General features: G+C 33.7%; 27 protein-coding genes, 2 tRNA genes and 1 pseudogene. 10 read left to right on the top strand and 20 right to left on the bottom strand.

What is annotated here, in order from left to right:
- Positions 1-356: 356 nt before the first annotated feature.
- Positions 357-3,011 carry a hypothetical protein gene (locus tag ABLO99_RS03870; protein ID WP_349967869.1) on the bottom strand — a complete coding sequence of 885 codons (2,655 nt, stop codon included), beginning with the start codon at positions 3,009-3,011 and terminating at the stop codon, positions 357-359.
- Between the two features lie 625 nt (positions 3,012-3,636).
- Between ABLO99_RS03870 and ABLO99_RS03865 the strand changes: the two genes are divergently transcribed.
- The 4 genes from ABLO99_RS03865 (at position 3,637) to ABLO99_RS08675 (ending at position 5,471) form a co-directional block, all read left to right on the top strand.
- Positions 3,637-3,843, top strand: coding sequence for a hypothetical protein (locus tag ABLO99_RS03865; RefSeq protein ID WP_047758971.1), 207 nt, complete (start codon positions 3,637-3,639; stop codon positions 3,841-3,843).
- Positions 3,844-3,863: 20 nt separating this feature from the next.
- Positions 3,864-4,079 carry an IS110 family transposase gene (locus tag ABLO99_RS03860; protein ID WP_349968178.1) on the top strand — a complete coding sequence of 72 codons (216 nt, stop codon included), beginning with the start codon at positions 3,864-3,866 and terminating at the stop codon, positions 4,077-4,079.
- 43 nt (positions 4,080-4,122) lie between these two features.
- Entirely contained in the window at positions 4,123-4,437 is a 315-nt protein-coding gene (locus tag ABLO99_RS03855) for a transposase (protein ID WP_349968180.1), read from the top strand.
- A gap of 956 nt (positions 4,438-5,393) precedes the next feature.
- Complete coding sequence (locus tag ABLO99_RS08675; RefSeq protein WP_410543680.1) at positions 5,394-5,471, top strand: hypothetical protein; 78 nt, start codon at positions 5,394-5,396, stop codon at positions 5,469-5,471.
- A 125-nt stretch (positions 5,472-5,596) separates the two neighbouring features.
- Here the strand turns inward: ABLO99_RS08675 and ABLO99_RS03845 are convergent, their stop codons facing one another.
- Positions 5,597-5,980 carry a TraR/DksA family transcriptional regulator gene (locus ABLO99_RS03845; RefSeq protein WP_047758972.1) on the bottom strand — a complete coding sequence of 128 codons (384 nt, stop codon included), beginning with the start codon at positions 5,978-5,980 and terminating at the stop codon, positions 5,597-5,599.
- A gap of 106 nt (positions 5,981-6,086) precedes the next feature.
- Between ABLO99_RS03845 and ABLO99_RS03840 the strand changes: the two genes are divergently transcribed.
- Positions 6,087-6,734, top strand: a complete 648-nt coding sequence (locus tag ABLO99_RS03840; RefSeq protein ID WP_349968355.1) for a heme exporter protein CcmB — start codon at positions 6,087-6,089, stop codon at positions 6,732-6,734.
- 158 nt (positions 6,735-6,892) lie between these two features.
- Here ABLO99_RS03840 and ABLO99_RS03835 read toward each other — a convergent pair.
- Positions 6,893-8,009: pseudogene (locus tag ABLO99_RS03835) on the bottom strand (IS4 family transposase).
- A gap of 114 nt (positions 8,010-8,123) precedes the next feature.
- Here ABLO99_RS03835 and ABLO99_RS03830 point away from each other — a divergent pair.
- On the top strand, positions 8,124-8,309 hold the full coding sequence (locus ABLO99_RS03830) for a hypothetical protein (RefSeq protein WP_047758974.1): 186 nt from the start codon (positions 8,124-8,126) through the stop codon (positions 8,307-8,309).
- Between the two features lie 29 nt (positions 8,310-8,338).
- Here the strand turns inward: ABLO99_RS03830 and pth are convergent, their stop codons facing one another.
- Entirely contained in the window at positions 8,339-8,905 is a 567-nt protein-coding gene (gene pth, locus ABLO99_RS03825) for an aminoacyl-tRNA hydrolase (protein WP_047758975.1), read from the bottom strand.
- On the bottom strand, positions 8,905-9,516 hold the full coding sequence (locus tag ABLO99_RS03820) for a 50S ribosomal protein L25/general stress protein Ctc (protein ID WP_349968353.1): 612 nt from the start codon (positions 9,514-9,516) through the stop codon (positions 8,905-8,907). The genes pth and ABLO99_RS03820 overlap by 1 nt, the downstream gene beginning before the upstream one ends.
- Before the next feature lie 142 nt (positions 9,517-9,658).
- Here ABLO99_RS03820 and ABLO99_RS03815 point away from each other — a divergent pair, with 142 nt between their 5' ends.
- Entirely contained in the window at positions 9,659-9,958 is a 300-nt protein-coding gene (locus tag ABLO99_RS03815; RefSeq protein ID WP_047758977.1) for an ETC complex I subunit, read from the top strand.
- An 826-nt stretch (positions 9,959-10,784) separates the two neighbouring features.
- Here the strand turns inward: ABLO99_RS03815 and rsmH are convergent.
- Complete coding sequence (gene rsmH, locus ABLO99_RS03810; RefSeq protein ID WP_047758978.1) at positions 10,785-11,669, bottom strand: 16S rRNA (cytosine(1402)-N(4))-methyltransferase RsmH; 885 nt, start codon at positions 11,667-11,669, stop codon at positions 10,785-10,787.
- A gap of 213 nt (positions 11,670-11,882) precedes the next feature.
- On the opposite strand from rsmH, the gene ABLO99_RS03805 reads away from it, so the two are divergent.
- A complete protein-coding gene (locus ABLO99_RS03805) occupies positions 11,883-13,094 on the top strand; it encodes an MFS transporter (RefSeq protein WP_349968458.1) in 1,212 nt (403 codons plus the stop codon).
- A gap of 31 nt (positions 13,095-13,125) precedes the next feature.
- Here ABLO99_RS03805 and map read toward each other — a convergent pair whose 3' ends face one another.
- Positions 13,126-13,908: a type I methionyl aminopeptidase gene (gene map / locus ABLO99_RS03800; RefSeq protein ID WP_114517797.1), complete on the bottom strand. Its 783-nt coding sequence runs from the start codon at positions 13,906-13,908 to the stop codon at positions 13,126-13,128.
- A gap of 117 nt (positions 13,909-14,025) precedes the next feature.
- A complete protein-coding gene (ftsA, locus tag ABLO99_RS03795) occupies positions 14,026-15,264 on the bottom strand; it encodes a cell division protein FtsA (protein WP_047758980.1) in 1,239 nt (412 codons plus the stop codon).
- Positions 15,265-15,394: 130 nt separating this feature from the next.
- Here ftsA and def point away from each other — a divergent pair, with 130 nt between their 5' ends.
- Both def and ABLO99_RS03785 read left to right on the top strand, forming a co-directional pair.
- Positions 15,395-15,931 carry a peptide deformylase gene (gene def, locus ABLO99_RS03790; RefSeq protein ID WP_047758981.1) on the top strand — a complete coding sequence of 179 codons (537 nt, stop codon included), beginning with the start codon at positions 15,395-15,397 and terminating at the stop codon, positions 15,929-15,931.
- Positions 15,924-16,706, top strand: a complete 783-nt coding sequence (locus tag ABLO99_RS03785; protein ID WP_047758982.1) for a uracil-DNA glycosylase family protein — start codon at positions 15,924-15,926, stop codon at positions 16,704-16,706. The genes def and ABLO99_RS03785 overlap by 8 nt, the downstream gene beginning before the upstream one ends.
- A 38-nt stretch (positions 16,707-16,744) precedes the next feature.
- Here the strand turns inward: ABLO99_RS03785 and ABLO99_RS03780 are convergent, their stop codons facing one another.
- From ABLO99_RS03780 to hemF, 12 genes are all read right to left on the bottom strand, one after another.
- Positions 16,745-16,900: a hypothetical protein gene (locus tag ABLO99_RS03780; RefSeq protein WP_153295455.1), complete on the bottom strand. Its 156-nt coding sequence runs from the start codon at positions 16,898-16,900 to the stop codon at positions 16,745-16,747.
- An 87-nt stretch (positions 16,901-16,987) separates the two neighbouring features.
- Complete coding sequence (locus ABLO99_RS03775; RefSeq protein ID WP_238580364.1) at positions 16,988-17,125, bottom strand: hypothetical protein; 138 nt, start codon at positions 17,123-17,125, stop codon at positions 16,988-16,990.
- A 272-nt stretch (positions 17,126-17,397) separates the two neighbouring features.
- Complete coding sequence (locus tag ABLO99_RS03770) at positions 17,398-17,532, bottom strand: hypothetical protein (protein WP_349968351.1); 135 nt, start codon at positions 17,530-17,532, stop codon at positions 17,398-17,400.
- A gap of 8 nt (positions 17,533-17,540) precedes the next feature.
- Positions 17,541-17,717 (bottom strand): hypothetical protein, encoded by a 177-nt coding sequence (locus ABLO99_RS03765; protein WP_238580366.1) that lies wholly within the window; start codon positions 17,715-17,717, stop codon positions 17,541-17,543.
- Positions 17,718-18,008: 291 nt separating this feature from the next.
- The gene (gene sucD / locus ABLO99_RS03760) at positions 18,009-18,893 is read right to left on the bottom strand and encodes a succinate--CoA ligase subunit alpha (RefSeq protein ID WP_047758983.1); all 885 of its coding nucleotides are present in this window, start codon (positions 18,891-18,893) and stop codon (positions 18,009-18,011) included.
- A 3-nt stretch (positions 18,894-18,896) separates the two neighbouring features.
- Entirely contained in the window at positions 18,897-20,057 is a 1,161-nt protein-coding gene (gene sucC, locus ABLO99_RS03755) for an ADP-forming succinate--CoA ligase subunit beta (RefSeq protein ID WP_349968348.1), read from the bottom strand.
- A gap of 30 nt (positions 20,058-20,087) precedes the next feature.
- Positions 20,088-20,288, bottom strand: coding sequence for a 30S ribosomal protein S21 (rpsU, locus tag ABLO99_RS03750; RefSeq protein ID WP_349968346.1), 201 nt, complete (start codon positions 20,286-20,288; stop codon positions 20,088-20,090).
- A gap of 182 nt (positions 20,289-20,470) precedes the next feature.
- Positions 20,471-20,544: transfer RNA gene (locus tag ABLO99_RS03745), tRNA-Pro, on the bottom strand.
- Positions 20,545-20,665: 121 nt separating this feature from the next.
- Complete coding sequence (locus ABLO99_RS03740; RefSeq protein WP_349968344.1) at positions 20,666-21,361, bottom strand: 16S rRNA (uracil(1498)-N(3))-methyltransferase; 696 nt, start codon at positions 21,359-21,361, stop codon at positions 20,666-20,668.
- Positions 21,362-21,393: 32 nt separating this feature from the next.
- Positions 21,394-21,465: transfer RNA gene (locus ABLO99_RS03735), tRNA-Glu, on the bottom strand.
- A gap of 60 nt (positions 21,466-21,525) precedes the next feature.
- The gene (locus tag ABLO99_RS03730; protein ID WP_349968342.1) at positions 21,526-22,791 is read right to left on the bottom strand and encodes a hypothetical protein; all 1,266 of its coding nucleotides are present in this window, start codon (positions 22,789-22,791) and stop codon (positions 21,526-21,528) included.
- A gap of 80 nt (positions 22,792-22,871) precedes the next feature.
- Positions 22,872-23,696 carry an oxygen-dependent coproporphyrinogen oxidase gene (hemF, locus tag ABLO99_RS03725; protein WP_349968456.1) on the bottom strand — a complete coding sequence of 275 codons (825 nt, stop codon included), beginning with the start codon at positions 23,694-23,696 and terminating at the stop codon, positions 22,872-22,874.
- Positions 23,697-23,723: the final 27 nt, after the last annotated feature.

Raw genomic sequence — 23,723 nt, 5'->3', positions numbered from 1 at the left:
CAAAACAAGGGACGTAAATCATGGCCTAACAGCATAAATTAAAATTCAAAGAAACTTATAGGTATTATTTCTATGCCACTATTTCATTTTACAGCGTATGTATTTAGAAAGAATAAGATGTTGAATTAGCGTCACACAAGATTCAGTTATTTACTTTTCCCAAAATCGCAAAATAAAGTACGTACCCTTGTGAGAACAGCTTAAATAAAAGCAGCGTTGTAAAAATAAAAACGCAAAGTTGTCGCAACAAAGTTAGGCAGATTGGTTCATACAAGAATTTAGTCAAAATTAGCCAATTAATCACTTAAAATCCAATATGGAATGTTCTAAAAAGAAATCTTTCTCTGCCATTTCATTTAAGCCTCTAAATGTCTCTCATTAGTTACAATTGTGGCATCACTGTTTTTAAGTGAATTTGAAGGACTATTACAACAATATATGATCGCAGCAGCGACAAGACAACAAGCTCCAACTGCTATTCCCACTGCTAACATTTCTAAGTAAACTGCAATAGCTACACCTAAAGCAACTCCAGCTATTGCTAGCGTGGAAGCAGCAGCTACAATAGTTTTCTTTTCAATTCGTGGACTTGGCTGTCGATTATTATTTTGAATACCATTTGTTTGATCTGTTGCTATAACTGAATTTTCTGGTTGTAATCTTTCTGGAACTAACAGTGTTTTGCTTTCCTCTGGAAAAATTGACTCATTAGCATCATAAAATTCTTCATCTGTGTCGCTCTCACTAATAGTTGCATAACTGTTACTATTATCTTCTGCATCAAAATCACTATTTTCATCAATTTGAGCTTCCGTTTCTCTTGTGATATTCTCCTGAAGATTAGATGGCTCTTGTGCAAAGCGTTGCATTACTTCTATCTCTGACAATCCCTCGATAACAAGAGCGTATTCACCTCTACTTGGTATACTTCTATTGTAATTCGGTAAAACACCCTTAATATTTTCGCTAAAATATTTACTTATCTCTGCTAAAATCTTTTGTTGTTTAAACGTAACTTTCTCAGGATCATTAATATCTATACATTCTATGCGTAACAAGTGATGTTGCAAAACCTCTTGTAACTCTGGATTATCCTTGACATATTGAATTAATCTGTCGGCTAAATTTTCTATAAACGGTGTAATGTTCTCTTTTGTAATAACATCTTTTTGTACCTCCAATTTTTGTTCTTTTTCTAAATAGCAATCATATCGTTCCACGATTTCCGAGCTAATTTCTTCTATACTACTAATAATCTGGGTCCATGTCCCTTGGATGCAGGCACTGCTATTTTCACCATACGTTGTTGCTGCTATATATATTTGTTTTAGAAGAACGAACTCTTTTTGCTCTCTCCAGACCTTTTCTATATCTAGACCACTGATTTCTTTAAACAACTTATTTATTTTTTTATCATCATCTATACCATTTAATAATCCGTGTAGTTCTGTTTTCTTAAATTGTCCTTCATTGAGGATGTCACTATTTCCGAGTTCTTTTCTAATTATAGACAATTTTCCTCTTACTAACTCTGAGTTTTGTTCCATAAGAGTAACTAGCAACTCCTTTTTTCCTTTCAGTGGAACGGAAAAATTATCAATAAGTAATTTTATATAACCTATAGATTCAGGTATAGTAATTTTTGCATCATCTCCCGTATAATCATATTGCAATTTCTGTGTTGAGTATTCTTGGTCATACTCACCATGGTCGTTCTTTTTTAAGTACTGCTGCTCTAGTGCTCGCTTAGCTTCATCAATCACATCCTTAATAAATTTTTTATCATTTGGTATAGGATCATTGTCGGATAATGTTCGCTCCATTACACTTCTTTTTTCATTATCAGTTAAATTAAGAAGCCTTAGTCTTATCGGATCATTATGATATTGTTCAAGTAATTCAGGTATATTTTCCACGTAAGAAGCTGCAGCTTGCTTCAATTGTTCTTTGTCAACTTTTACGGATTCAACTAGCTTCTTAGTAAAAAAATTTATCCGTTTAACTATTGGACTTCTATGGACAGATTGACTATCTCGTGCAATGCGTTTATCTTCTCTTCTTTGATTCCTTTCTTCTTCAGGGACCATGCCACGTTCAAAGAAAAACTTTTGCATCTCAGGCTCAGGGGAGTAAGTATAGAAATGAGATAGTGTGTGTCCTTGCTCATCTCTTGAATTAATTAGAAAAGGATATTTATCAGGATCATTCAAAAGAAGCTCTATTCCCTCTCTGCGATAATTTTGTCGCGCAAGATCAAAAAACAACTTCTTTACGCTGTTTTCATCTAGCTTGCCAACATTACCGTTAGATCTTGCTCTTGCTTTAGACCATGATGCTTTCAGATATTGATAAAAAACTAGAGAGCTGCCTAGACATGTATAACCAAATTCATCTATGAATTCCCAGTATTCCTCAGATTCAGCCAAAGCTTTTACTTCTTTTATACCAATGTTGTTACTATTCAAATCAAATTTAATAAATTTTGTAAGATTAACTAAAGCTTTTACTCCTTCAGCACCAATATTGTTACTCCCCAAATTAAGTTCAGTAAGTTTTGTAAGCTTAGCTAAAGCTTTTACTCCTTCAGCACCAATATTGTTATTCCACAAATTAAGTTTAATAAGGTTTGTAAGCTTAGCTAAAGCTTTTGCTCCTTCTTCACCAATATTGTTACTCCACAAATTAAGTTCAGTAAGGTTTGTAAGTTTAGCTAAAGCTTTTACTCCTTCTTCACCAATTTTGTTCAAACTCAAATCAAGAACAGTAAGGTTTGTAAGTTTAGCTAAAGCTTTTACTCCTTCATCACCAATTTTGTTATCACACAAATCAAGTTTAGTAAGGTTTGTAAGCTTAGCTAAAGCTTTTACTCCTTCTTCATCAATACTACAATCCCTGAGAGAAAGTTGTGTAATACCTCTGTTCTCTTGCAAAAAGCTTATCAATTCCTTGATATCTACTCTTTGATAATCCAAACGTAATTTGCCGCCTTGAACATGCTTGTTGAAATTCATTTTTACCTTACTAAATATTATTATTTTAGCAAATATTTTAATACTTTTTAAGTAATATTTATAAAAAATACTGATTTCGTAGTGCCACAAAAAATTTATTTATTTACTTTTTTAAAAAAGCATAAAAATAGTACGTATATTTGTGAGAACAATTAAAATAAAAGCGGCGTTGTGAAAAGAGAAGCTTGAAATTTTTGCAATCAAATTAAGCAATTTGGTTCGTATGTAAATTTAGCAAAAGTAAGCCAATATAGCTAATTTTAGCGTATAGTAAAGTTACTATATTGAAAAGTTCGAACGTATCACATGGTAGTGCACAGAGGGTTAATTCTTAACTAGATTGTACAATCAACATAAAAAGCCATATTCCACTTCTGCTATGAGAAAACTGCTTATTCTTACTAACTCTTTGGTCAGAGATGATAGGGTTTTTACTGAGGAATATAACTCTCAGTCAGTTTCTATCTAAGCTAACTTGTAGCAGTAGCTGTCACAAACTATAAGTACATACTGTAATTGCTATTGAATGATGGAGAGACATACTCCATTATTTTAGCACGAAGTAACAAATTCAATGAATTAGTTCTTCAAGAATAATTTAAACTTTTACAGTAGGAGTAGTCTCATGAAACATTATAGCGGGTTAGATGTCTCACTCAAAGAAACTTTTATTAGTATCATTGATGAGAAAGGAAAAATTGTTAAAGAAGGGGTTGTTGCAAGTGAAAGCAGTGCAATAGCTGATTGGTCAAAACAAAAAATACGAGTCCATAGGAATAGAAAGCGGGCAATTATCAATATCGATGTGCAAAGAGTTTTGGATTACCAGTAACTTGTGTAGATGCAAGGCATATGGCAGCAGCATTATCTGCGAGAATCAATAAGAATGATAAAAATGATGCAAGAGGCATAGCACAAATGATGAGAGTTGGGCTATTTAAGGGGGTATTAGTAAAATCAGACGAAGCTTGTCAGGTTAAAATAATACTTGGAAGCAGAAGACAATTAATACGTTGCAGAGAGCAAATTGCGGGAACAATAAGGGAAAATATACGGGATAAAAGTTAATCAACGTCTTAGTTCTGCAAACTTTGCTTTAAAAGTGCAAGAAATGGTTAATAATCTAGATGAAATTAGCCAAACCTCAATTGAATCATTAGTACATAGTTTAGAAATAATAGAAGAATCAACAAGAAAACTTGATAAAATGCTCTCAGAACAAAGCAAAAAAGATGAGGATTGTAAATTATTAACTACTGTTCCAGGAGTTGGTATTATAGTAGTAATGACATATAAAGCTGCAATAGATGATCTGCATAGGTTTGAAACATCTTATACAGTTGGAGCCTATATGGGATTAAGTCCAAGACAGTACGCTTCTGGTGAGATTGATCGACACGGAAGTATATCAAAAATGGGACTGTAGGAATATGTTATATGAAGCCGCGCAGGTCTTACTGGTAAAATGTAAAAGGACATTTAAATTAAGAAGCTGGGGATTGAAGCTTAAAAAGAAAAAGGGCATGAAAAAAGCAATTGTTGCAGTAGCAAGAAAATTAGCCGTGATTATGCACAAGATGCTAATCGATAGAAAAGAGTTTTGCTATCAATAAACACTAAAGAAGTATAAAACAATAATTTTACTGAAAGTAAATGCCGATGGAAGGGATAAGCAAGAGGATAAGTTGAAGCATAGACTTCGTGGCCGTCCACTTCCGCCTAACAAGTATAGTGCTACAATATAAATTAGCCATATTAGACCGCGGAGAGAACAATGGAAGCATGCTACTTTTAACTTATATTAAGACTATAGAGGAAAAGAATGATACCTTAGTTTTTATAAGCTTAATGAATATGTGGTTTAAGTTTGTGTGGACGCACATATTCATTGGCTACATAGTTTAAAAGAGATTAATTGGAAATTAGTGTTGATGTTTTTATTGCCAATAAAACCTCTTTTGATTGAATAAGATAATACAATAATAAATAAAAGGTTGTATTAGAGCTGAATTTTACATCAAAAAATATTTTTCATGATACAAAAAATTATTGTTGATTTTTATGCAATTAGAGAACTTATTCATAGCTACACTAAATATTTAAATTAAGGATTATAATATATTAATTTTTTATAAATCCACTGAATTGAAAATTTTTCGATATTTTTCATTTTTTTTATTAACACAACTGCTCTTTTCCCATTTCATTGAAAAATTTGTTGAGGTCTTTTGATAGGCAAGTTATTTTATTCATCGTTACTTCTCTCACTAAAAACATATCTGTGAGAACTTGTTATTCTATCTCCTCATATCTTTTTCCTTAACTTGACTCCTATGGTTTATTTAATACTCCCATAATGCAACTTTTCATAAGTCTAAAAAGATTGTCAAACTTGCCAAAAGCGTTGGTATAGAAATTCTGTATCCTCCTGCGTATTCTCCTGATTTTAATGACATTTAACACCATTGATTTGTTATCAAAAACAGAGCCAAAGAATATTTCTCTGTTTCAATCTTTTCGCCAGGCTGTCAATTTTGCTTTCCTTCATTTGTTTTCACTATTATGAGAAAAGCTATACTTGTAAATTAATCATTAATGTTATACACGTTCTTTTCTTTTTCTATTCTCTCTTGCTCTTCGATACAATATATAGCAAGCGGATTAGCTTTCAGTCTTTCAACTCCTATTTCTTCTCCTGTTCCATCACAGTAACCATAAGTGCCTGATTTTATTTTTTCTAACGCCTCCTTAATTTTTTCTTTTCTATCTTTGCGGCGCTTAATTAATTCCCCATTTCCACTATCTCCATCAGAATAAATACTACTATCTTCTAGATCTTGTTTCTCTAGGTCAGCAAGTATTGATTGTAACTTTAAGCTAAAGTATTCCAGTTGTTTTACGTTCATATATTCTTCATTTTCTGAAGGAGTGTAATCTTCCGGTAACTTTATTTTCATTAACTTCTCCATAGCATTATCAATAAAATATATTAAAACTTATATAACTTGTGAACAAAAAATTATACTACCCTCAAAGTAAACACTATAATTTATAATAAACATTTAAAATCCTGGTATGATAGATTTGGTAAAAAAATTAGTAATGGATGATAATAATGTTACTTATATAGTATGTATTTTTATTATAATGTTAAGTTTATCTTCATATACACTTGAAAACAACAATAAACAAGAAGTTATGTTAACATTAACATGGATATGTGCTACATTTGTTTTACAGATCTCTACAAACAATTTGTTTGCATCTGATCATCATGATGGAATATTAGAGCAAATCTTTGTACAGCCACTCTCTTCTAGGCTTATAATTGCTTATAAAATTTTCGCTCACTGGTTATTATTTGGGTTACCGATTTCAGTAATTTCTTCCATATTCAGCTTTGCAGTTCTAGGCAACAGTATTGAACACTCAATAGCAGTTGGAGTATCTTTATTATTTAATACGCTGATAATCATTAATATTTCAGCTACTGGAAATGCATTGATGATTGGTCGAAACAACTTAGCATCAGGAGTATCGCAAATTCTTGTTTTGCCAATGATAATGCCAACTTTTGTATATTTCAAATTGCTAACTCAATTTGAAAGTTTATCCTTGAATATTTATACACTACTAATCACCATTTTAATTTTTGTCATTTTGATTGTTAACAGCACCATAACTACTCACATGGCATTAAAATTTGCTGTGGAACAAGATTGAAAAACCTTACTGTTATTGAATAGACTTCTTGTATCTGTTCAGGCAATGGCGTCAACTTAAGGAAAGATGTTAAGGAGTAAAATACTACAAGAGACAGCACTTTTGTTTCTATTTTACTTTTATTTCTCGGATTGACACAGTTTATTTAACCATAGGCTTCAAGTTAAGAGATTGTGAGAAAATTTAGAGAGGTTAAAGTGGATAAGCCCTTCTACGTTTAATGAAAATTGCGACCAAGTTATAGTAAATTTTCTAAGAAATGCTAGTATAATCTTTAGTTAATACTAAAAATAACTCTCTAATCCGCCTTTTTAGCTCAATAAATGCCTTTATTAAACTGTATTCTTTTTTAGTTTTGTACAACTCATGAGAATTGCACATAATTTAGCATATAATTCACACTGTGTGGCTTCCCTATCAAGTCTTATATAGCTCTTGTATAGTTTAACTCAATTTGCCACCTTACTCTGTTGCTCAGCACTAATTTTATCCTCTGGAATATTAGTATTGACCAGTTCAACAATTTTTGATTCCTTTTGGAAGATATGTGACTTTGCTAATTTATTAGCTTTTCTTCTTCTAGCCATATCCAGTTAGTTTTTGACATATAATTCTTACCTGAATTTTTACTTCCTTTCCTAATTTTTTTCTGAAGATAATTGACCTTCCAAATACTCCAATAGCTCTATTTTTTGATTTATCATATATGTTGGTATCAACGACTTATGAAAAAGCTCCTATTTCATTGATTTGTTTAAAAGAACTAGGCACAAAGTAGCCAAAATCAAAAAATCATTGGCTGTTCAAGATAATCCCTATAACCTTGATCTGACCTCCATTAAATTTAATTTATCTAGCGCTTGATTCGGGTAATCAAAGACTAACTGTAGCTTTATTCTTGATTTGGTATTACTCTCACAATCTCTATAGCTATCCTTGTACATATCTTCCATGCTACCGGGTAGGCTAATGTAGCTGCTATCCAATAATTTAACGCTTCCTAATTGCTGTAAAATTTTGCAATCAATCCGTAGTTAAATAAACATAAAATACATTTGTTTCATAAACTCAACTGCTTCTTTATTAAACCTAAACCCTGTTTCCACAAATTCTTCGTTTAATAATTGGCACATTGCATCTATGCTGCAGTTTTCAATTACCCAAAATTATAGCTTTTATGAATGATGAACCGCCTCTTCCTTTTCTGTTTCAATTGATTGCCATTTCATTGAAAAATTTGTTGAGGTTATTTGATAGGCAAGTTATTTTATTTATCGTTACTTCTCTCACTAAAAGTATATCTGGGAGAACTTATACCTTATTATTTTCCTTCACTCTTTACTTACACTTTTCCTTAACTTGACGCCTATGCTTTTTTGAACATTCCCTATGGGTGGCAGATTTTATGCTCGAAAAGCATTATACATGTCTGCTGTGGTTGCAATGCATCATAATAAAAAAATGAAAGTATTTTACCAGCGTTTAGTTGACTCTGGCAAAGTTGCTCTAATGAGGAAAATCATCATTTGTTTAAATGCTATAATAAAAAACAATAATTTTTATCTTGATGTTTAAGATGATAGATGTCCTATTCGATTGCTATACTAAAGTTTATTTAACATACTCCCAACCGAGTTGATAAAAGCTGTGTTATCTCCTTGCAGCATTAAGTGTATATTTTTTGCTATTTTTTCTACTAAGAGGGTAACGTTATCAAAATTTGAAAATTTTGATAACACATAATCTGCTAAGCTTTTCTGATTTTCAGACCTACCCACTCCAAATCTCAAACGCCAATAATCATTACCAATGAGGCTATCTATAGACTTGAGTCCATTATGTCCAGCAGAGCTGCCGCCTTTTTTTACTTTTATTCTTCCAAATTTCAAATCAGCATCATCATGTATGACAACAACATTATCTAGCGATAATTTGTAAAAATTTTTTATTTTTGTAATAGGGATACCTGAATTATTCATAAACGAATAAGGTTTTATCAGCATGATTTTATTATTATTAATTATGCCAGAGGTTATCAAGTAACCGGCTTTCTTAGAAAATGACTGAAAATTCCAATATTTGTAGATTGCATCAACGATGATGAAGCCAATATTATGATGAGTTAATTCGTATTGACTACCAGGATTACCAAGCCCAGCTATTAAACGCACTACTCCTCTGTTTCTGCTTTAGGCTCTTCAACATCACTATCAGCAGCAGAAATTGTCACAATGGTAAAATTTTCTTCCTCATGAGCTGCAAGCTTAACACCTTCTGGTAATTTTACATCATTGATATGTATAGACTGATTAATCATTTTGTCAGATAAATCAATTTCTATGACTTGAGGTATTTTATTAGGAGAACATTTAACAGTAATAGAACGACACAAAACATTAAGCACCCCACCTAATTTAATTCCTGGTGATTTACTTTCATTTATGAACGATAAAGGTATATCTATTTTAATTTCACTACCTTTATCAACAAACTGAAAATCAACATGTTGCACAGTATCCTTTACTACATGCCATTGAATATCACGAACAAGAGCATATTCTTTTTTCCCTGAAATATCCAGTTCTATTAAATGTGCAGAAAGAGCACCTGATTTATATTGTTTAGTAAATTCCTTTGTAGATAGTGTCAAATTTACGTTATCATGCCCTTTGCCATATATAACTGCAGGTATACTTCCCTTCTTCCTCAGAGCCTGCATCGCTTTCTTTTTTTTTACATCACGTAACTCTGCATTAATTGTTACCATTTCTTGCTGTGCCATCGATTACTCCTATTCAGCTAATCCTTTTTATATAATTTAATAATATAACATAAAAATATTTATTTCAAACTTCATTCTTTCACACTAATTCTTTGTGGAAAAATTTATTTAGATATATACTTAAGATTACGTAGTAAGGACTATGAGTATTGACGATCAAGTAGTTTTTAAGATTTATAAGCCAACAAAAACTGCAACACAATCTGGTTTAGGTAATACAAAATTCTGGCACCTAAAAATTGAGCCTTGTTCTTACTATATTGAACCTTTGATGGGGTGGTTTGGATCAAAAGATCCCCAAAAACAGATTGTATTAAAGTTTGATTCTCTTGAAAAAGCAGTATCTTACGCAAAGAAACATAACACAAAATACATAATTGAAATGCCAAAAGATGTTAAAAGGCTGCCAAAATCTTATGCAAATAATTTTATACTAAAGTAAATTTTATTGTAGTGTGTTTACCTAAAAGCTTAAATCTAAGAACATATCTTGAAAGGACTTAAGTGGTTAAGCATATATTAAAGAGTTCTTGAAGTAAGGAGAGCACGCTCATACGTCAAGCAAACAACGTTTACCTAAAATTCTTTGACATTGGCAGCTTTCTTGCCCCGTTTTCAGTAAACAGTGATTTTGTAATTCTTCTATATATTAGAAAATTTTTATTTTAATTAGCGTTAAACAATAGGCGCCTATTGGTTTTTAGCTAAAGTAAAGGTCAAGTATCTGGAATTCTGGACATAAAATCCTCCTGTGTAAAAAGATTAGAAAAAAGTGCAGCGTACATACGACAGAAATTAAGCACACTTACATGCTCTGAAGAATACGCTTTTTGATTGAAAGTTTGACTGAAAAGTCTGCAGACAAAGATAGATTTTGAGCTCTTAAAATATCTCTAACTGTAATTATAATCAGATTTAAAATATATGGAAGCAATTTTTTACGTTAATATTTCAAATTTCCCTTTCAAGATAGGTTCTAATTGTTACTCTAGGTTTTAAATTGTGCTAACGCACTGCGGCTATTTAGAGAGTTGAACCTGGCTAGCTAGTATCAAAGAGTTATTTTTTAGGTATTTCTCCGTAAGACTGCAAGTTTTTTTGGATTACTCAAATAACTTCATTCTGCTTGAAGAACTTTTATGTTGCTTTGCACTAAATTAATTTCACGTTTTATTTGTGTTAGCTATTTATTTAGTGAGTGGACATGTAATTTTACCTTAAATAACCCTATAATAAAAACATAGTTATTGAAATAATACAGAAGGTCCTCATGACAACCTCTGTATAGCTCTTAGTTTTGCTGAACGCGCACGCGGATTTGCATTTATTTCTTCTGCACTTGCTTTCATCACTTTTTTGTTTAAAAGGGAGAATGTCTTGGTAGATCCTGGTTCACACAAATCTTTAAAAAGGGTTTTAACTATACGATCTTCTAAAGAATGAAAAGTAACTACAATTAATTTGCCGTTCTCACTTAAAATTTCAGACGCAGCTTTAATACCCTTTTCAAGCTCTCCTAGCTCATCATTTACCCATATTCTGATTGCCTGAAATGTCCTAGTTGCAGGGTCAATCTTGCTTTTTCCACGAAACACTACAGAACGTACGATATCCGCAAGTTCAAATGTAGTTTTGATAGTTTTCTTCTTCCGCGCATTTACTATTGCTCTTGCGATTCTACGAGAATGACGCTCACCTCCGTAATTGTATATAGTGTTTGCAATCTCTTCTTCACGTAAAGCGTTAACAAACGTTGAAGCATTCATATGAGAATAGTTATCCATGCTCATGTTAAGCGGACCATCACGTAAAAATGAAAATCCTCTATCTCCATTGTCGAGTTGCATAGATGAAACTCCAACGTCAAAAACTATGCCATCAATGCCTTCAATATTGTTGCTATCTAATAAATTTTTAATATTACTAAACTTTTCAATAAACAATTTTATTCTATTAGGATATTTAACGTTCAGATCATCATAAAATTCGGTAACTGTTTCATCTCTATCAATTGCATACACTTTGCAATCAGCGGACTCTAATATTGCTTTGCTATATCCTCCAGCTCCAAATGTGGCATCTACATATATGCCATCACTTTGTGGTGATAAGTGCAATAGCATCTCTTTTAACAAAACTGGAGTATGTGTCATATCAAGAGACTTTGTGTACTTAAATTAAAATAACTTTCTCGCCAAAAAATATATGGAAATATACAGGTATAGTATAAGGATATTTAAATATAATCAACGATATAAAAATATTAAAATTTAATAAGATAGTATTACTAATATAATATTTACATAATTAACGTTTGAAAAAGTAAGTAATATTACTATAATATCAAACAGATTATGGAAGATTTTGTGCAACAAATGACAAAAGTAATACTATCAAGTTTAATTTGTAATACTTTGTTGTGGTATGACCACATGCTTTTTAGTCATCTAATAAGCATAATCGGAGATGTGTTTTTTCCGTCAGATGACAAATTAGTCAGCATACTTAAAGCTTTTGGAGTGTTTGCAGTGGGTTTCCTAATAAGACCAATTGGTGCTGCTATATTTGGCCACATTGGCGATAAATATGGAAGAAGGATTGCTCTATTTCTCTCTATTATATTGATGACTCTATCAACTGTACTCATTGCCTTTGTTCCGGGTTATCAAAAAATTGGAGTACTAGCATCAATACTAGTGATATGTTTAAGATTATTACAGGGTATATCTCTTGGAGGAGAGGCAGGAAATGCACCATTTCTAATAGAGCATGCTCCTAAGAATAAAAGAGGATTCTTTGGCAGTATTGAAGTTTTAAGCGCAATTCTTGGTTCAATATTGAGTCTGATAGCAGTGCTCATATGTAAAGAGATATCCGATTTTGAATCTTGGGGATGGAGATTGCCTTTTATTTTTAGTTTTGTAATGGGATTAATCAGCATATATATGAGGTATATACTTGATGAAAGCCCAGAGTATAAAAAGCAGGAAAAGCCACATGAATTACCGTTAAAAGAACTGTTAAATGGCTATAAAAAACCTTTCTTAATATCAGTGGGAGTTGACATAGTTGAAAATGCATCTCTTTACATATATTTAGTGTTTTTCAATGTACTTGCATCAACAATCAACACTCACTTTAACCACATAGTGGAAGTATTGAACCAAATTGCACTTGGAGGACTGACTATACTATTTGCAATACTTTCTGATAAGATAGGAAGAGAAAAAGTCATGAAATTTGCATTTGTGGCTTTTATAGTAGTAAGTTATCCAGTTTTTTCAATGATACTAAGTGGTAATAATTTGCTAGTCATAATGGCGCACGTTCTTTTTATAATCCCTCTAGCTGCATCGCTTGGTCCTGTTAGCGCGTTTATGTGTGAATTATTTCCAACAAGGGTACGATATAGTGGATTTGGTTTATCAAGGAATATAGCTTCTGGATTTTTTGGTGGTCTTGCACCATTTATATGCACAACTATTATCAAGATTACAGGACAAGGAGCTTTAGCAAGTTTTTACATGATTTTCTGTGCACTAATTGGGTTAGCTGCTATATCACAAGTTAAGAGTTAGATTTTTTCGAAAACCAAGTGTTTAAAAAAATCTAATCATAAGGTGGAAAATGCCAATTCTTAGGTGATAATGTAAATATTTCAACACCATCTTTTATTACCCCAAGCGTATGCTCAAACTGTGCAGAAAGTGAAAGGTCACGTGTTGTCACTGTCCAGCCATCTAGCTTACTAAGCAGAGTTTCATGATTTCCAGCATTGATCATTGGTTCTACTGTAAAAAACATGCCTTCTTTTAAGACAAGATCCTCATCTTCATCATAAAAATGTACAACATTTGGTGGAGCATGAAAAACCTTTCCTATGCCATGTCCACAATAATTGCGTACGATAGAATATCCAAAATCTCCAATATATTTTTCTATAGTAAGTCCTATTTCATTTAACTTATTGCCTGGCCTGACTTGTTTTATTGCTTCCATTAGCGCATTATAAGTAGCATTACACAAACGCTTTGCTTTTATTGAGGGTTTACCAGCCCAAAACATACGACTTGTATCACCATACCAGCCATTTAAAATCACTGTAACGTCAATATTTAAAATATCTCCATCTTTAAGAGGTTTATCATCAGGAATACCATGACATACAACAGCATTTTTTGAAGTGCAAATTGATTTCGGATATCCCTTATAATTCAGTGGTGCTGGAATTGCACCCGCATTGATTATAAAGTCGTGACATAGATCATTTAACTCATTAGTTGTTACACCTACCTTGACGTATGGTGCAATGAAATCAAGAGTTTCAGCTGCAAGCCTGCCAGCTTTACGCATAAAGTCAAAATCTTCTTGTGAATGTATAGTTATGTTCATATTTCTTATGTTTTTATTGTAATTTTCTGCTTCTCTTGTGAATACATAGATGTAAAAATACTATAAAAATGAGCTCCTAGATCAAGTCATTTCAGCGACAGAAGGTAAAACAGAAATCTAAACCGTGACTTTCGATTTAACCCAATGGTATAATTTACTTATTTTGCCGTCGTGACCAAGCATTCCAGAATCATTTTTATAAAAAGTGTCAGTTATTAGCTTTATAGAGCCTATAGCAGCAGAAAATACAGGACTTTTATCATATTCGCCATCAAGACCGCTACAAGACTCAGGGCATCCGATACGGACTTGTTTGTTGAATATATAGCCTGCAATTTCCTTCATGCTTGTGAGTTGACTGGTTCCACCTGTGAGCACTACTTTATTGATTGGATCTTTTTGTTCTTGAAATTGTTCTCTTACCAGTTCAAATATCTCCTCAACTCTAGGTCTTATGATGTCAATAAGTTCGGACTTGGGTACTCGAGTCGGTTCATCATTTTCACTGTTTTGCAGTGTAATATATTCGTTCTCATCTATTGAAGTTACGACAGTGCTACCGTATAGTATTTTTATGCGTTCAGCATGCTCTATACTTGTGCATAGTCCATAAGCTATATCTCGAGTGATGTGAATGCCACCAATTGGAATGCTGCTTGCGTATATAAGCTTTCCTCTCTTAAAAATTCCAATTGCAGTGCATCCACCCCCTATGTCAACAACGGCAGTTCCTAGCTCTTTTTCATCTTCACTTAAACAGGCAAGGCCTGCAGAATATGCAGAAGCAATACAACCGGCCATACTTATCCCGCTATTATTAGTTATGCAGTTTTCAATATTGGTAAGCGCTGGACGCGAAGCAGTAACGACATTAACATCAGCAGATAATCTCTTTCCATACAATCCACTTACCTCCTTTATATCAGTCATATCATCTAAATGATACTTCAGTGGTATGTTGTGAATGATAACATTTTCTTCAATATATTTCTCAAATGTCTGAAAGACTACACGTTTTATATCTCGGTCTGAAATTTCGTGATTAGCTGCAATTATTTCGTTATGTACGTTAAAAGATGAGATTCCACATCCGGCTACATTCACATATATCTGGTCTATAGTTTCTTCTGATACTTGCTCAGCTAAACCTACAGTTGATGAAATAGAGTAACTTGCATGCTTTGCGTCAGTTATTGATCCACCGCTTATACCTTCTGCACTTTTATAACCCGTTCCTATTATTTTATAGCTGAAATTGCTATTGATCTCAACAATGAGACAGATAATTTTTGTTGTACCTATGTCTAAAACAGCAAAAACATTCTGCTTTGGTTTTATTATTACTGCAGAGTACATTAGTTGACCTTATGATGCAATTTCATTTAAATTGTAGCTTCGTTTAATAATTTATATTTCTATTAAAAATACAGCAACATTTTAATATACCTGGACAAAGGGGAAAATAAAACATAAAGTTAAAATTTTTATGCCTAAATTGCCAATTGTAATTGCACCCGATGAAAGGTTAACTACACGCGCCAGTGAAGTAACAGATATAAACGATAAAATTAAAGAATTAGTAAACGATATGTTCGAAACTATGTACGATGCGGAAGGTCTTGGTCTTGCTGCAGTTCAAGTTGGAGTGCTAAAGAGAATTTTTGTCATGGACGTTCGGCCAGAGAAGGCTGAAGATGAGCTAGTAGGGTATGATTCAGTTGGCAAGTTTTGCATGATTAATCCTGAAATTAAGGAATTATCCGATGAACAAGTGATTATGAGTGAAGGGTGTCTTTCAATTCCAGAGCAAAGCCATGAAATTAAGCGTCCAAAATATTTAACTGTGAAATATAAAAATTTAAATAATGAAGAACAGACGCTAAAAGCTAGTGGTTGGCTTGCAAGATGTATTCAGCATGAGCTAGATCATTTAAATGGCATATTATACATTAGACATTTGTCTAAATTGAAATATGATATGGCTATGAGAAGGGCACAGAAGGTTAAAAAGAACTATGAGTAATGAAGATCTAGAATTGTTGAAGTTCTATCATGAAGTGGGAGTTGATTGCACGCTAACTGAAGGTAAAGAGGAAAAAAAAGTGGAAAATGAGAGAGCTGCACAGTCTCCTGTCATCGAGCAGAAAAAAAAACAACAAACCATGTTCCCAAGTGACTGGATCATTGAAGCAAGGAAGCTTGCAAGTGAGTGTAGTAGTGTAGATGAATTAAGAAGTGCAGTTAAGTCATTTGAGGGTTGTGAAATAAAAAAAACTGCAACTAATACTGTTTTTTCCGATGGTAATCCAAATGCAAAAATCATGCTTGTTGGTGAAGCACCAGGAGCAAATGAAGACCTTAAAGGCATACCATTTTGTGGTGCAAGCGGAATGCTGCTCGATAAGATGCTCAGTGCAATTAATCTGGACCGCACTAAGGTATATATAAGCAACACCTTATTTTGGCGTCCACCTGGTAACAGAAAGCCAACTGATTTGGAGCTTGATATGTGCAGGCCGTTCGTTGAGAAACATATCGCGCTAGTCTTGCCGCAAATTCTAATTTTAGTTGGAGGAATTGCATGTTATAGCCTTCTTGATAACACAAAAACTATATCGAACTTGCGTGGCAGGTTTCATACGTATACTAACCAATATTTATCTCATTCAATTACTACAGCCGCTATATTTCATCCAGCCTACCTACTTCGTCAACCAGCACAAAAACGTTTAGCTTGGGAAGATTTAAAGAAGATTAGGGGATATCTTGATAATACCAATAACCACACAGACGTTTAGCTTACTACTCGTTATCATCTCAGTACCGGCTAATTGCATTAAATATTAAAAAATTTACCAAATAGAGAAAAAGGCAAAAGAACTCCCTGTGCCCTTTTTCCTGTCATCCTATTTCTTGTCATCCCAGTACCCAGACACTGGGATGGCTTTGTTGCATCGCTTATCGGATAGTGGGTAAAGCATAATAAATTCATGAAACTACCTCAAACTTAGCCATGCCAATATCAGTAAATTTATTGAGCAAGTAGCATTTTATTAGCAATTCTTTTTCTCGATTTATCTCATTCTAAAACTAAACCCAAATATTTGCTTGAGAAAAATCCTTCAATATATGACCTTTTCCCATAAGTTGCTTCCTTTTTCCACTCTTTCACACCTTCTTTACCACATAATCTAATGGCAGCATTCCTTTCAGCCATATAATCCAATTTTGTATGCTCCGCTGCACGATTTTTCGGTAAAATTTTTGTCTTTATATCATATACAATTTATAAAGCTTGCGCCTATCATAGGCTCTGTCTGCATATAATGCTTTTATAGCATGCTGAAATCAAGTCAGCAAGCACCGTAATGGTTGACCATTGCTATATTTTGCAGCAATAGCTTTTTTACTATTTATATTCAACATTACATCTTACCTGTTTATAACTGCGATACTTTCCTATTTTCCTTACTGTAGCCAGGGGTGTTATTATAAATTTGTGCTGTCTATGGCAATTGCAACATCTTCCATATTGTTTTTATCAACTCTGCAATCATCGATCTTAATATTGAGTTTTTTAAACCTTCTTGAAGCCTGCGAATAGCTATTTCCTACTTGCTGCAAATATCCTTTTATAAACCCCACCGTTTGCCAATTCTAAAGAGACTAGCGACTATATGCACTAAAATCACAACTTTATCACTATAAATATAATTGCCACCTCGCATTTTGGGGCTATTTTCGTACCAATTTTCCATTAATAAAATGAAAAATATTTCCTCTTTCTTGGAGAAATTTGTTATATTCATAGCAGTTGCTGACCTTCATTTTAGTTGGCATATTTTTCTTTCGTAGGTTAAATGCTTGTTTTATAGTGAATTTTGTCAGTAACTGCCAGTTCTTTTTATTGAGCTATGCAACAAAGCCCACTGGCATCCAGATTGCAAGTAATGCATTGGGTTTGGTGAGTATGGGTTTTGCGTTATAGAATGAAGCACTTTTGGTAAATAAAACTGGATCCCAGTGTCAAGCACTGGGATGACACCATTTATTTCTATGTTTTTGTCTATCTTATTTTGCCACCTTGCTGAACGGATACCCTAGGCGAGACACTGACTCATTACTTCTAACACCTTTTTACCAATTACTGCAGGGGTTTCTGCAATTGCAATTCCAGCACTCCGCATAATTTCTAATTTTGCACCAGCACTTCCTCCACTAGAAGAGATAATAGCCCCAGCGTGCCCCATGCGTCTTCCTGGAGGTGCTGTTTGGCCTGCTACAAATCCAATAATTGGTTTTTTAGTTTTTTCCGCCTTTATAAAATGTGATACATCCTCTTCTTCATTCCCACCTATTTCACCAATAACTACAATACCATGAGTATCATCATCTTTTAAAAACAACTCCATACAATCAACAAACGTCATACCATGAACAGGATCCCCTCCAATTCCTATACATGTTGATTGACCAAGACCAACAGCAGTTGTTTGTGCTACCGCTTCATAAGTTAAAGTTCCAGAGCGAGACATAATTCCTATATGTCCACGTTTATGAATATGTCCTGGCATAATTCCTATTTTGCATTCTTCGGGTGTAATAATTCCTGGACAGTTTGGCCCAATCAATCGACTTTTTGAACGAATAAGTGCATGCTTAACTTTTACCATGTCAAGTATAGGAATACCCTCTGTAATACAAACTATTAGCTCTATCTCTGCATCTATTGCTTCAAGTATTGCATCAGCTGCAAATTTAGCAGGTACATATATAACCGTGGCATCCACGTCAGTTTTTTCTTTAGCCTCTGCTACAGTATTAAAAACTGGTAAATTAAGGTGAGTGCTACCACCCTTACCAGGAGTTACACCACCAACCATTTTTGTTCCGTAGCTAATTGCTTGCTCTGAATGGAATGTACCTTGCGCACCAGTAAAACCCTGACATATTAACCTTGTATCTTTGTTTACTAAAACAGACATGCTCTACTTCACCTCTTGTACTATTTTCTGTGCAGCCTCGTCAAGTTCGTCTGCAGCAATAATATTTAGCCCTGACTCTTCTAGAATTCTTTTTCCTTCTTTGAAATTAGTGCCTGACAATCTAACCACTAAAGGAACCTTAATACCTATTTCTTTTGCGGCTTCAACAACCCCATTTGCAATGATATCACAACGCATTATACCACCGAATATGTTAACTAAAATTCCTTTTACATTACTGTCAGACAGTATAATCTTAAATGCTTCGGTAACAGTCTCTTTACTTGCTCCACCACCAACATCCAAAAAGTTAGCAGGCTCTGCTCCGTAGTACTTTATTATATCCATTGTTGCCATAGCAAGACCTGCACCGTTCACCATACAGCCAATATTGCCATCCATTTTTATATAACTGAGCCCATGCCTTGAAGCCTCTATTTCTTCCTTTATTTCTTCATCATAATCACGGAGCTGCACAATTTCCGGATGACGATATAAAGCGTTGTCATCAAAATTAATTTTAGCATCAAGCGCAACAAAATCCCCAGAATTTGTTTCAACTAGTGGATTAATTTCTATTTGGCTCGCATCAATTGTAATAAACGCATCATATATATTTTTTGCAATATTTGTTATCTTTCCTATTTGTTCTGAACTCAGATTAAAACTATTGCCAAGTTTACTGTTATCAAGACTTGTAAAACCAGTAGCAGGATCAATATCAAATTTCACAATTTTTGTAGGAGAATTTTTTGCCACTTCTTCAATATCCATTCCACCTTCTGAGGAAAATATAAATACTGTCCTATTGAGCTTTGGATCAACTACGAGACTTAAATAATACTCTTTTTTAATGCTTGAACCTTCTTCAATGTATACTCTTTTTACCTGCTGTCCACTTAGTCCTGTTTGATGAGTAACTAAAGTCATGCTAAGCATATCCTTTACAAGCTGCTGAGCTTCTTCAGTTGACTTTGCTAGCTTTACTCCACCAGCTTTGCCCCTACCACCTGCATGAATTTGAGCTTTCACTACAAACACGTTAGATTTTAACTGGCTTATTTGAGTCTTCACTTCTTCTGCAGATATAGTAACAAAACCTTTTGGCACTGGAACATTAAATTTATGTAAAATTTCTTTTGCTTGATATTCGTGAATATTCATAAGATAACTAACTATTAACCTTAGTAAAAATTACCAACCATAACGTTGTCTTCTGCATTCTTGCTGATACCTCTTTTTTCTCGCTTCAGCTTTCTTTTTAACTCTTTTTTCTGATTTTTTTTCATGATATTTTTTTTTCATCTTCAACCCTCTTCCTTCCTTTTGAATCATTTTTCTCAACACTGGAAGAGCTCTGTCTACATCACCATAATGAACTGATACTTCAATCAAACTCTATACCTCCTTGAATAATCATCTCAAAATCTATTTATAAATTAGAAAATTAACATTGTCAATTATTTTATAAACTTGAGCGCTAAAATATAATATGCCATAATTTACATGATAAAGGTGTCATTCTGGCATCAACCATTTGCTTAATGATAGAGATTGCTCTTATAATTCCTCTAATCTCGGGGCGGAGAGATTTGAACTCCCGACCCTTTGGTCCCAAACCAAATGCGCTACCAGGCTGCGCTACGCCCCGACTTCTTTACTCAGAGTATCAAAATTCAAGCAAAATGCAAGATTCATTTGTTTACTTTAGGAAAAATGTAGTATTACTAAATCAAATTTCTCAAACTAAAGATCTTAGCCATATAAAAAATCTAGCTATACCAATTGGTGAAAGTTAATGCAGCAACTACAGCAGTGTCAACTCTCAAAATTCTTTTGCCTAGACTCAATTTCTGACAAAACTTATTGGCAAGATCAAGTTCATAAGATGAAAAACCACCTTCAGGACCAACAATAATAGCAACGTTTTTCTTGCCTTTTAGCACTTTATTAGGAGATTGTCCTTCACCTGTTTCATCACATAAAACAAAATTTTTACTCTGAGAATCAGGTAATTCACAAAAATTAATGGGAAGCAAAATCTCTGGTATACTTATCCTACCAGATTGTTCCGCAGCTTCGATTGCCTGTAATTTTGCTCTACTTAGGTTAATGTTTTTTACTACTGTACGCTCTGTTGAAATAAATTGAATACAGGTTACTCCCATTTCAGTTGCCTGTCTTACTATGTTGCCTAAAGCACCGCTTTTCACCATAGCACAATACAAGTACAAGTTTTCCTCGTATTGCTGTTGTTTAGTACATTCTTTGAGTGTAACTTTTGTCAATTTACGTGATACATTAACTACTTCCCCTAACCACTCTCCATCCTTTCCATTAAAAAGAGAGAGGTTATCATGCTTCTTAAGCCGCATTACATTGCAAATATAGTGACTTTGTTGTGAATTAAGTGCTAAACTCACATCTTGTGATAAAGCTTCTCCAACATAAAGCCTAATTTTTCTCATTCAAAACTTTAATTATTTGCATTCTGTTTGAGTGACTCTTACGGGATTTGAACCCGTGTTACCACCGTGAAAGGGTGGTGTCCTAACCACTAGACGAAAGAGTCGACTTGAATCTAACTGAGTTATATCGATTATACATACAAAGTCAATTCAATTATTTTGAATCACATAGTTAGAGTAGTGATTTTATATCGACAGCCTCCTATTACTCCATGCTCAATGCTCACTGAACCTATCTCAGATTTAGGAGATTTAGATCCTAATTCTAATTGCTGTTCAACTTTTGTATCGGAATCATAGCCAGAATCGTATCCAGAATCTCTACGCTCAAAATTTTGCCTTATTTCTTTTACGCTAAATCCAGCCTTGGTCTTGATTTGTTGACTCGCTGGCTTATTAGCACTTTGCCCATTTGGTTTTACTTGCAAATTATTCACTTTATCCTGCACTAGCCCGTAGTAAGTTCCAGAATTGGCCTTTATATCCTTTGCTTTCCTTTCTGCTCTTTTTTTGAATGAATCCACTTTAGCATAAATAGGTTCTTGCTGCTCTTTATGATTTAAGTTAGCGGACTTTTTTTGCTCTGAAAAATTATCTACATCCTCACAGATAGGTTCTTCTGATATACTAGAATAACCACTATCTTCCAATGATAAATTTTCATTAGATCTTTTATATGAATCATATATCTCAGCATAAATGGATTCCTCCGACACACTCAACTCTTCTAATGAGTTACTAACCTTAGAGTAAATTGGTTCTTTTGAAAGCAAAGCATCATTTTGTGGCTTATATTCGAAAGTTCTAGGGGGTTTTTTAGGTGGTATTACATTATTCCTCACTTCAGTATGTGTGGTTGTTGGCTCATATTCAAAGGTTCTCGGAGATTTCTTAGGTGGTATCATGTTGCTAACTGAGTTAGTCTCAAATTTCAGCTTTGCTACTTCTTTAAACTCATTAAAGCCATCTGTTTCTTTGAAAATGTCCAATATTTTTTCCTTTTCTGCAGCATTTTGAGGCATTACACCATTTGCTACTAACTCACCAAGCATTAAACAACATTTTTCCTTATAGTCTTTGAAATACTCCTTACCAAAGATCGGCATAGCCTCTTTCTCATGAGCAAGAGCTCTATCATATTTATAAATTACACTTCCTATGCTGTCGCTACCTATTGCGTTAACATTTGCTCCAGCATCAGTAAGCAATTTCATTACATTATGATCAAGATTTGTTACTGCGTATTCTAAAGCCTGGGTTAAAGTTTGATCACCACTTACATTAAATGATGCCCTGTCTCTAAAAGGATTAATTTTAGAAAAGAACTTCTCAAAGCTGTTTTTTATATTATGAAGACTTAAAGCTAGCTTCACATCTCCTAGGCTGCCACTTTTAGTAGATTTAATTAAAAATTTATCTATTATGTTCATGATTGTACCCCTCTATATAAAAGTTCACCATTGTGGTACAATTTTAAACTATAATGATTTATTTTCTGCTAATAGCAGCTCTATACCCACTTAACAAGAGGTGGCATTGACATCATGATTGCATCTGGGTTACCATTAGTCATTAAACCAAACCTTGTACCACGATCATAAAGAAGATTGAACTCTACATACCTGCCACGTTTTATCAATTGTTCTTCTCGTTGTTCTTTTGTCCAAGATTTTTGCATATGTTTGTGTATGATGTGCAAGTAAATTTCTAAAAAGGCTTTACCTACTGCTTTTGTTAACTCAAAGTCATTTTCCCAGTTACCAGAACTCAGATTATCATAAAAAATTCCACCAATACCACGTGGCTCTTTTCTATGTTGTAAAAAAAAGTAATCATCACATTGCTTTTTAAATTTCGGATAATATTCGATGTTGAACTTATCACATGTTGCTTTAATTGATTCGTGGATATACTCACAATCTTCCTCATTTTTATAAATTGGAGTAAAGTCCATTCCTCCACCAAACCATTGTTTTGAGGTATATATCAGCCTTGTGTTCATATGTGCTGCAGGGATAAGGGGCGATTGCATGTGAGACACTAAAGATATACCGCTTGCCCAAAACTCTCCATTGCTTTCGTTTGCACCAGGAATTTCATTAATGGCTGAGTCTGCAAGTTTTCCATGTACCCTTGAAACGTTTACTCCAACTTTTTCAAAAATATTACCAAAGATAATTGTAGATTCACCACTTCCACCACCTGGCCGGTTCCACTTTCTCTTTTCGATTTTTGGTTCTGCGAATGACTGTGCCTCAATTGATAAGAAAGATTCGGTGATCTTGTTTCTCAGTGCACAGAACCATTCAAATGCTTGTGTTTTTTGTTTTTCCATCATGTCTTCCTGCTGGCTTATTAATGT

Origin of the sequence: Wolbachia endosymbiont of Armadillidium arcangelii (genome assembly GCF_040207875.1) — a bacterium.
GTDB lineage: Bacteria > Pseudomonadota > Alphaproteobacteria > Rickettsiales > Anaplasmataceae > Wolbachia.
The sequence above is the reverse complement of the archived record's forward strand: the minus strand, read 5'-3'. Positions and strand labels throughout refer to the sequence as shown.

What these genes read in the sequence shown, in the direction of transcription:
- ABLO99_RS03870 (WP_349967869.1), bottom strand. Translation starts at nt 3,011, where the DNA reads ATGAATTTCAACAAGCATGTTCAAGGCGGCAAATTACGTTTGGATTAT.
- ABLO99_RS03865 (WP_047758971.1), top strand. Translation starts at nt 3,637, where the DNA reads ATGAAACATTATAGCGGGTTAGATGTCTCACTCAAAGAAACTTTTATT.
- ABLO99_RS03860 (WP_349968178.1), top strand. Translation starts at nt 3,864, where the DNA reads ATGGCAGCAGCATTATCTGCGAGAATCAATAAGAATGATAAAAATGAT.
- ABLO99_RS03855 (WP_349968180.1), top strand. Translation starts at nt 4,123, where the DNA reads ATGGTTAATAATCTAGATGAAATTAGCCAAACCTCAATTGAATCATTA.
- ABLO99_RS03845 (WP_047758972.1), bottom strand. Translation starts at nt 5,980, where the DNA reads ATGGAGAAGTTAATGAAAATAAAGTTACCGGAAGATTACACTCCTTCA.
- ABLO99_RS03840 (WP_349968355.1), top strand. Translation starts at nt 6,087, where the DNA reads ATGATAGATTTGGTAAAAAAATTAGTAATGGATGATAATAATGTTACT.
- ABLO99_RS03830 (WP_047758974.1), top strand. Translation starts at nt 8,124, where the DNA reads ATGGGTGGCAGATTTTATGCTCGAAAAGCATTATACATGTCTGCTGTG.
- ABLO99_RS03820 (WP_349968353.1), bottom strand. Translation starts at nt 9,516, where the DNA reads ATGGCACAGCAAGAAATGGTAACAATTAATGCAGAGTTACGTGATGTA.
- ABLO99_RS03815 (WP_047758977.1), top strand. Translation starts at nt 9,659, where the DNA reads ATGAGTATTGACGATCAAGTAGTTTTTAAGATTTATAAGCCAACAAAA.
- rsmH (WP_047758978.1), bottom strand. Translation starts at nt 11,669, where the DNA reads ATGACACATACTCCAGTTTTGTTAAAAGAGATGCTATTGCACTTATCA.
- map (WP_114517797.1), bottom strand. Translation starts at nt 13,908, where the DNA reads ATGAACATAACTATACATTCACAAGAAGATTTTGACTTTATGCGTAAA.
- ftsA (WP_047758980.1), bottom strand. Translation starts at nt 15,264, where the DNA reads ATGTACTCTGCAGTAATAATAAAACCAAAGCAGAATGTTTTTGCTGTT.
- def (WP_047758981.1), top strand. Translation starts at nt 15,395, where the DNA reads ATGCCTAAATTGCCAATTGTAATTGCACCCGATGAAAGGTTAACTACA.
- ABLO99_RS03785 (WP_047758982.1), top strand. Translation starts at nt 15,924, where the DNA reads ATGAGTAATGAAGATCTAGAATTGTTGAAGTTCTATCATGAAGTGGGA.
- ABLO99_RS03780 (WP_153295455.1), bottom strand. Translation starts at nt 16,900, where the DNA reads ATGAATTTATTATGCTTTACCCACTATCCGATAAGCGATGCAACAAAG.
- ABLO99_RS03775 (WP_238580364.1), bottom strand. Translation starts at nt 17,125, where the DNA reads ATGGCTGAAAGGAATGCTGCCATTAGATTATGTGGTAAAGAAGGTGTG.
- ABLO99_RS03765 (WP_238580366.1), bottom strand. Translation starts at nt 17,717, where the DNA reads ATGAATATAACAAATTTCTCCAAGAAAGAGGAAATATTTTTCATTTTA.
- sucD (WP_047758983.1), bottom strand. Translation starts at nt 18,893, where the DNA reads ATGTCTGTTTTAGTAAACAAAGATACAAGGTTAATATGTCAGGGTTTT.
- sucC (WP_349968348.1), bottom strand. Translation starts at nt 20,057, where the DNA reads ATGAATATTCACGAATATCAAGCAAAAGAAATTTTACATAAATTTAAT.
- ABLO99_RS03740 (WP_349968344.1), bottom strand. Translation starts at nt 21,361, where the DNA reads ATGAGAAAAATTAGGCTTTATGTTGGAGAAGCTTTATCACAAGATGTG.
- ABLO99_RS03730 (WP_349968342.1), bottom strand. Translation starts at nt 22,791, where the DNA reads ATGAACATAATAGATAAATTTTTAATTAAATCTACTAAAAGTGGCAGC.
- hemF (WP_349968456.1), bottom strand. Translation starts at nt 23,696, where the DNA reads ATGGAAAAACAAAAAACACAAGCATTTGAATGGTTCTGTGCACTGAGA.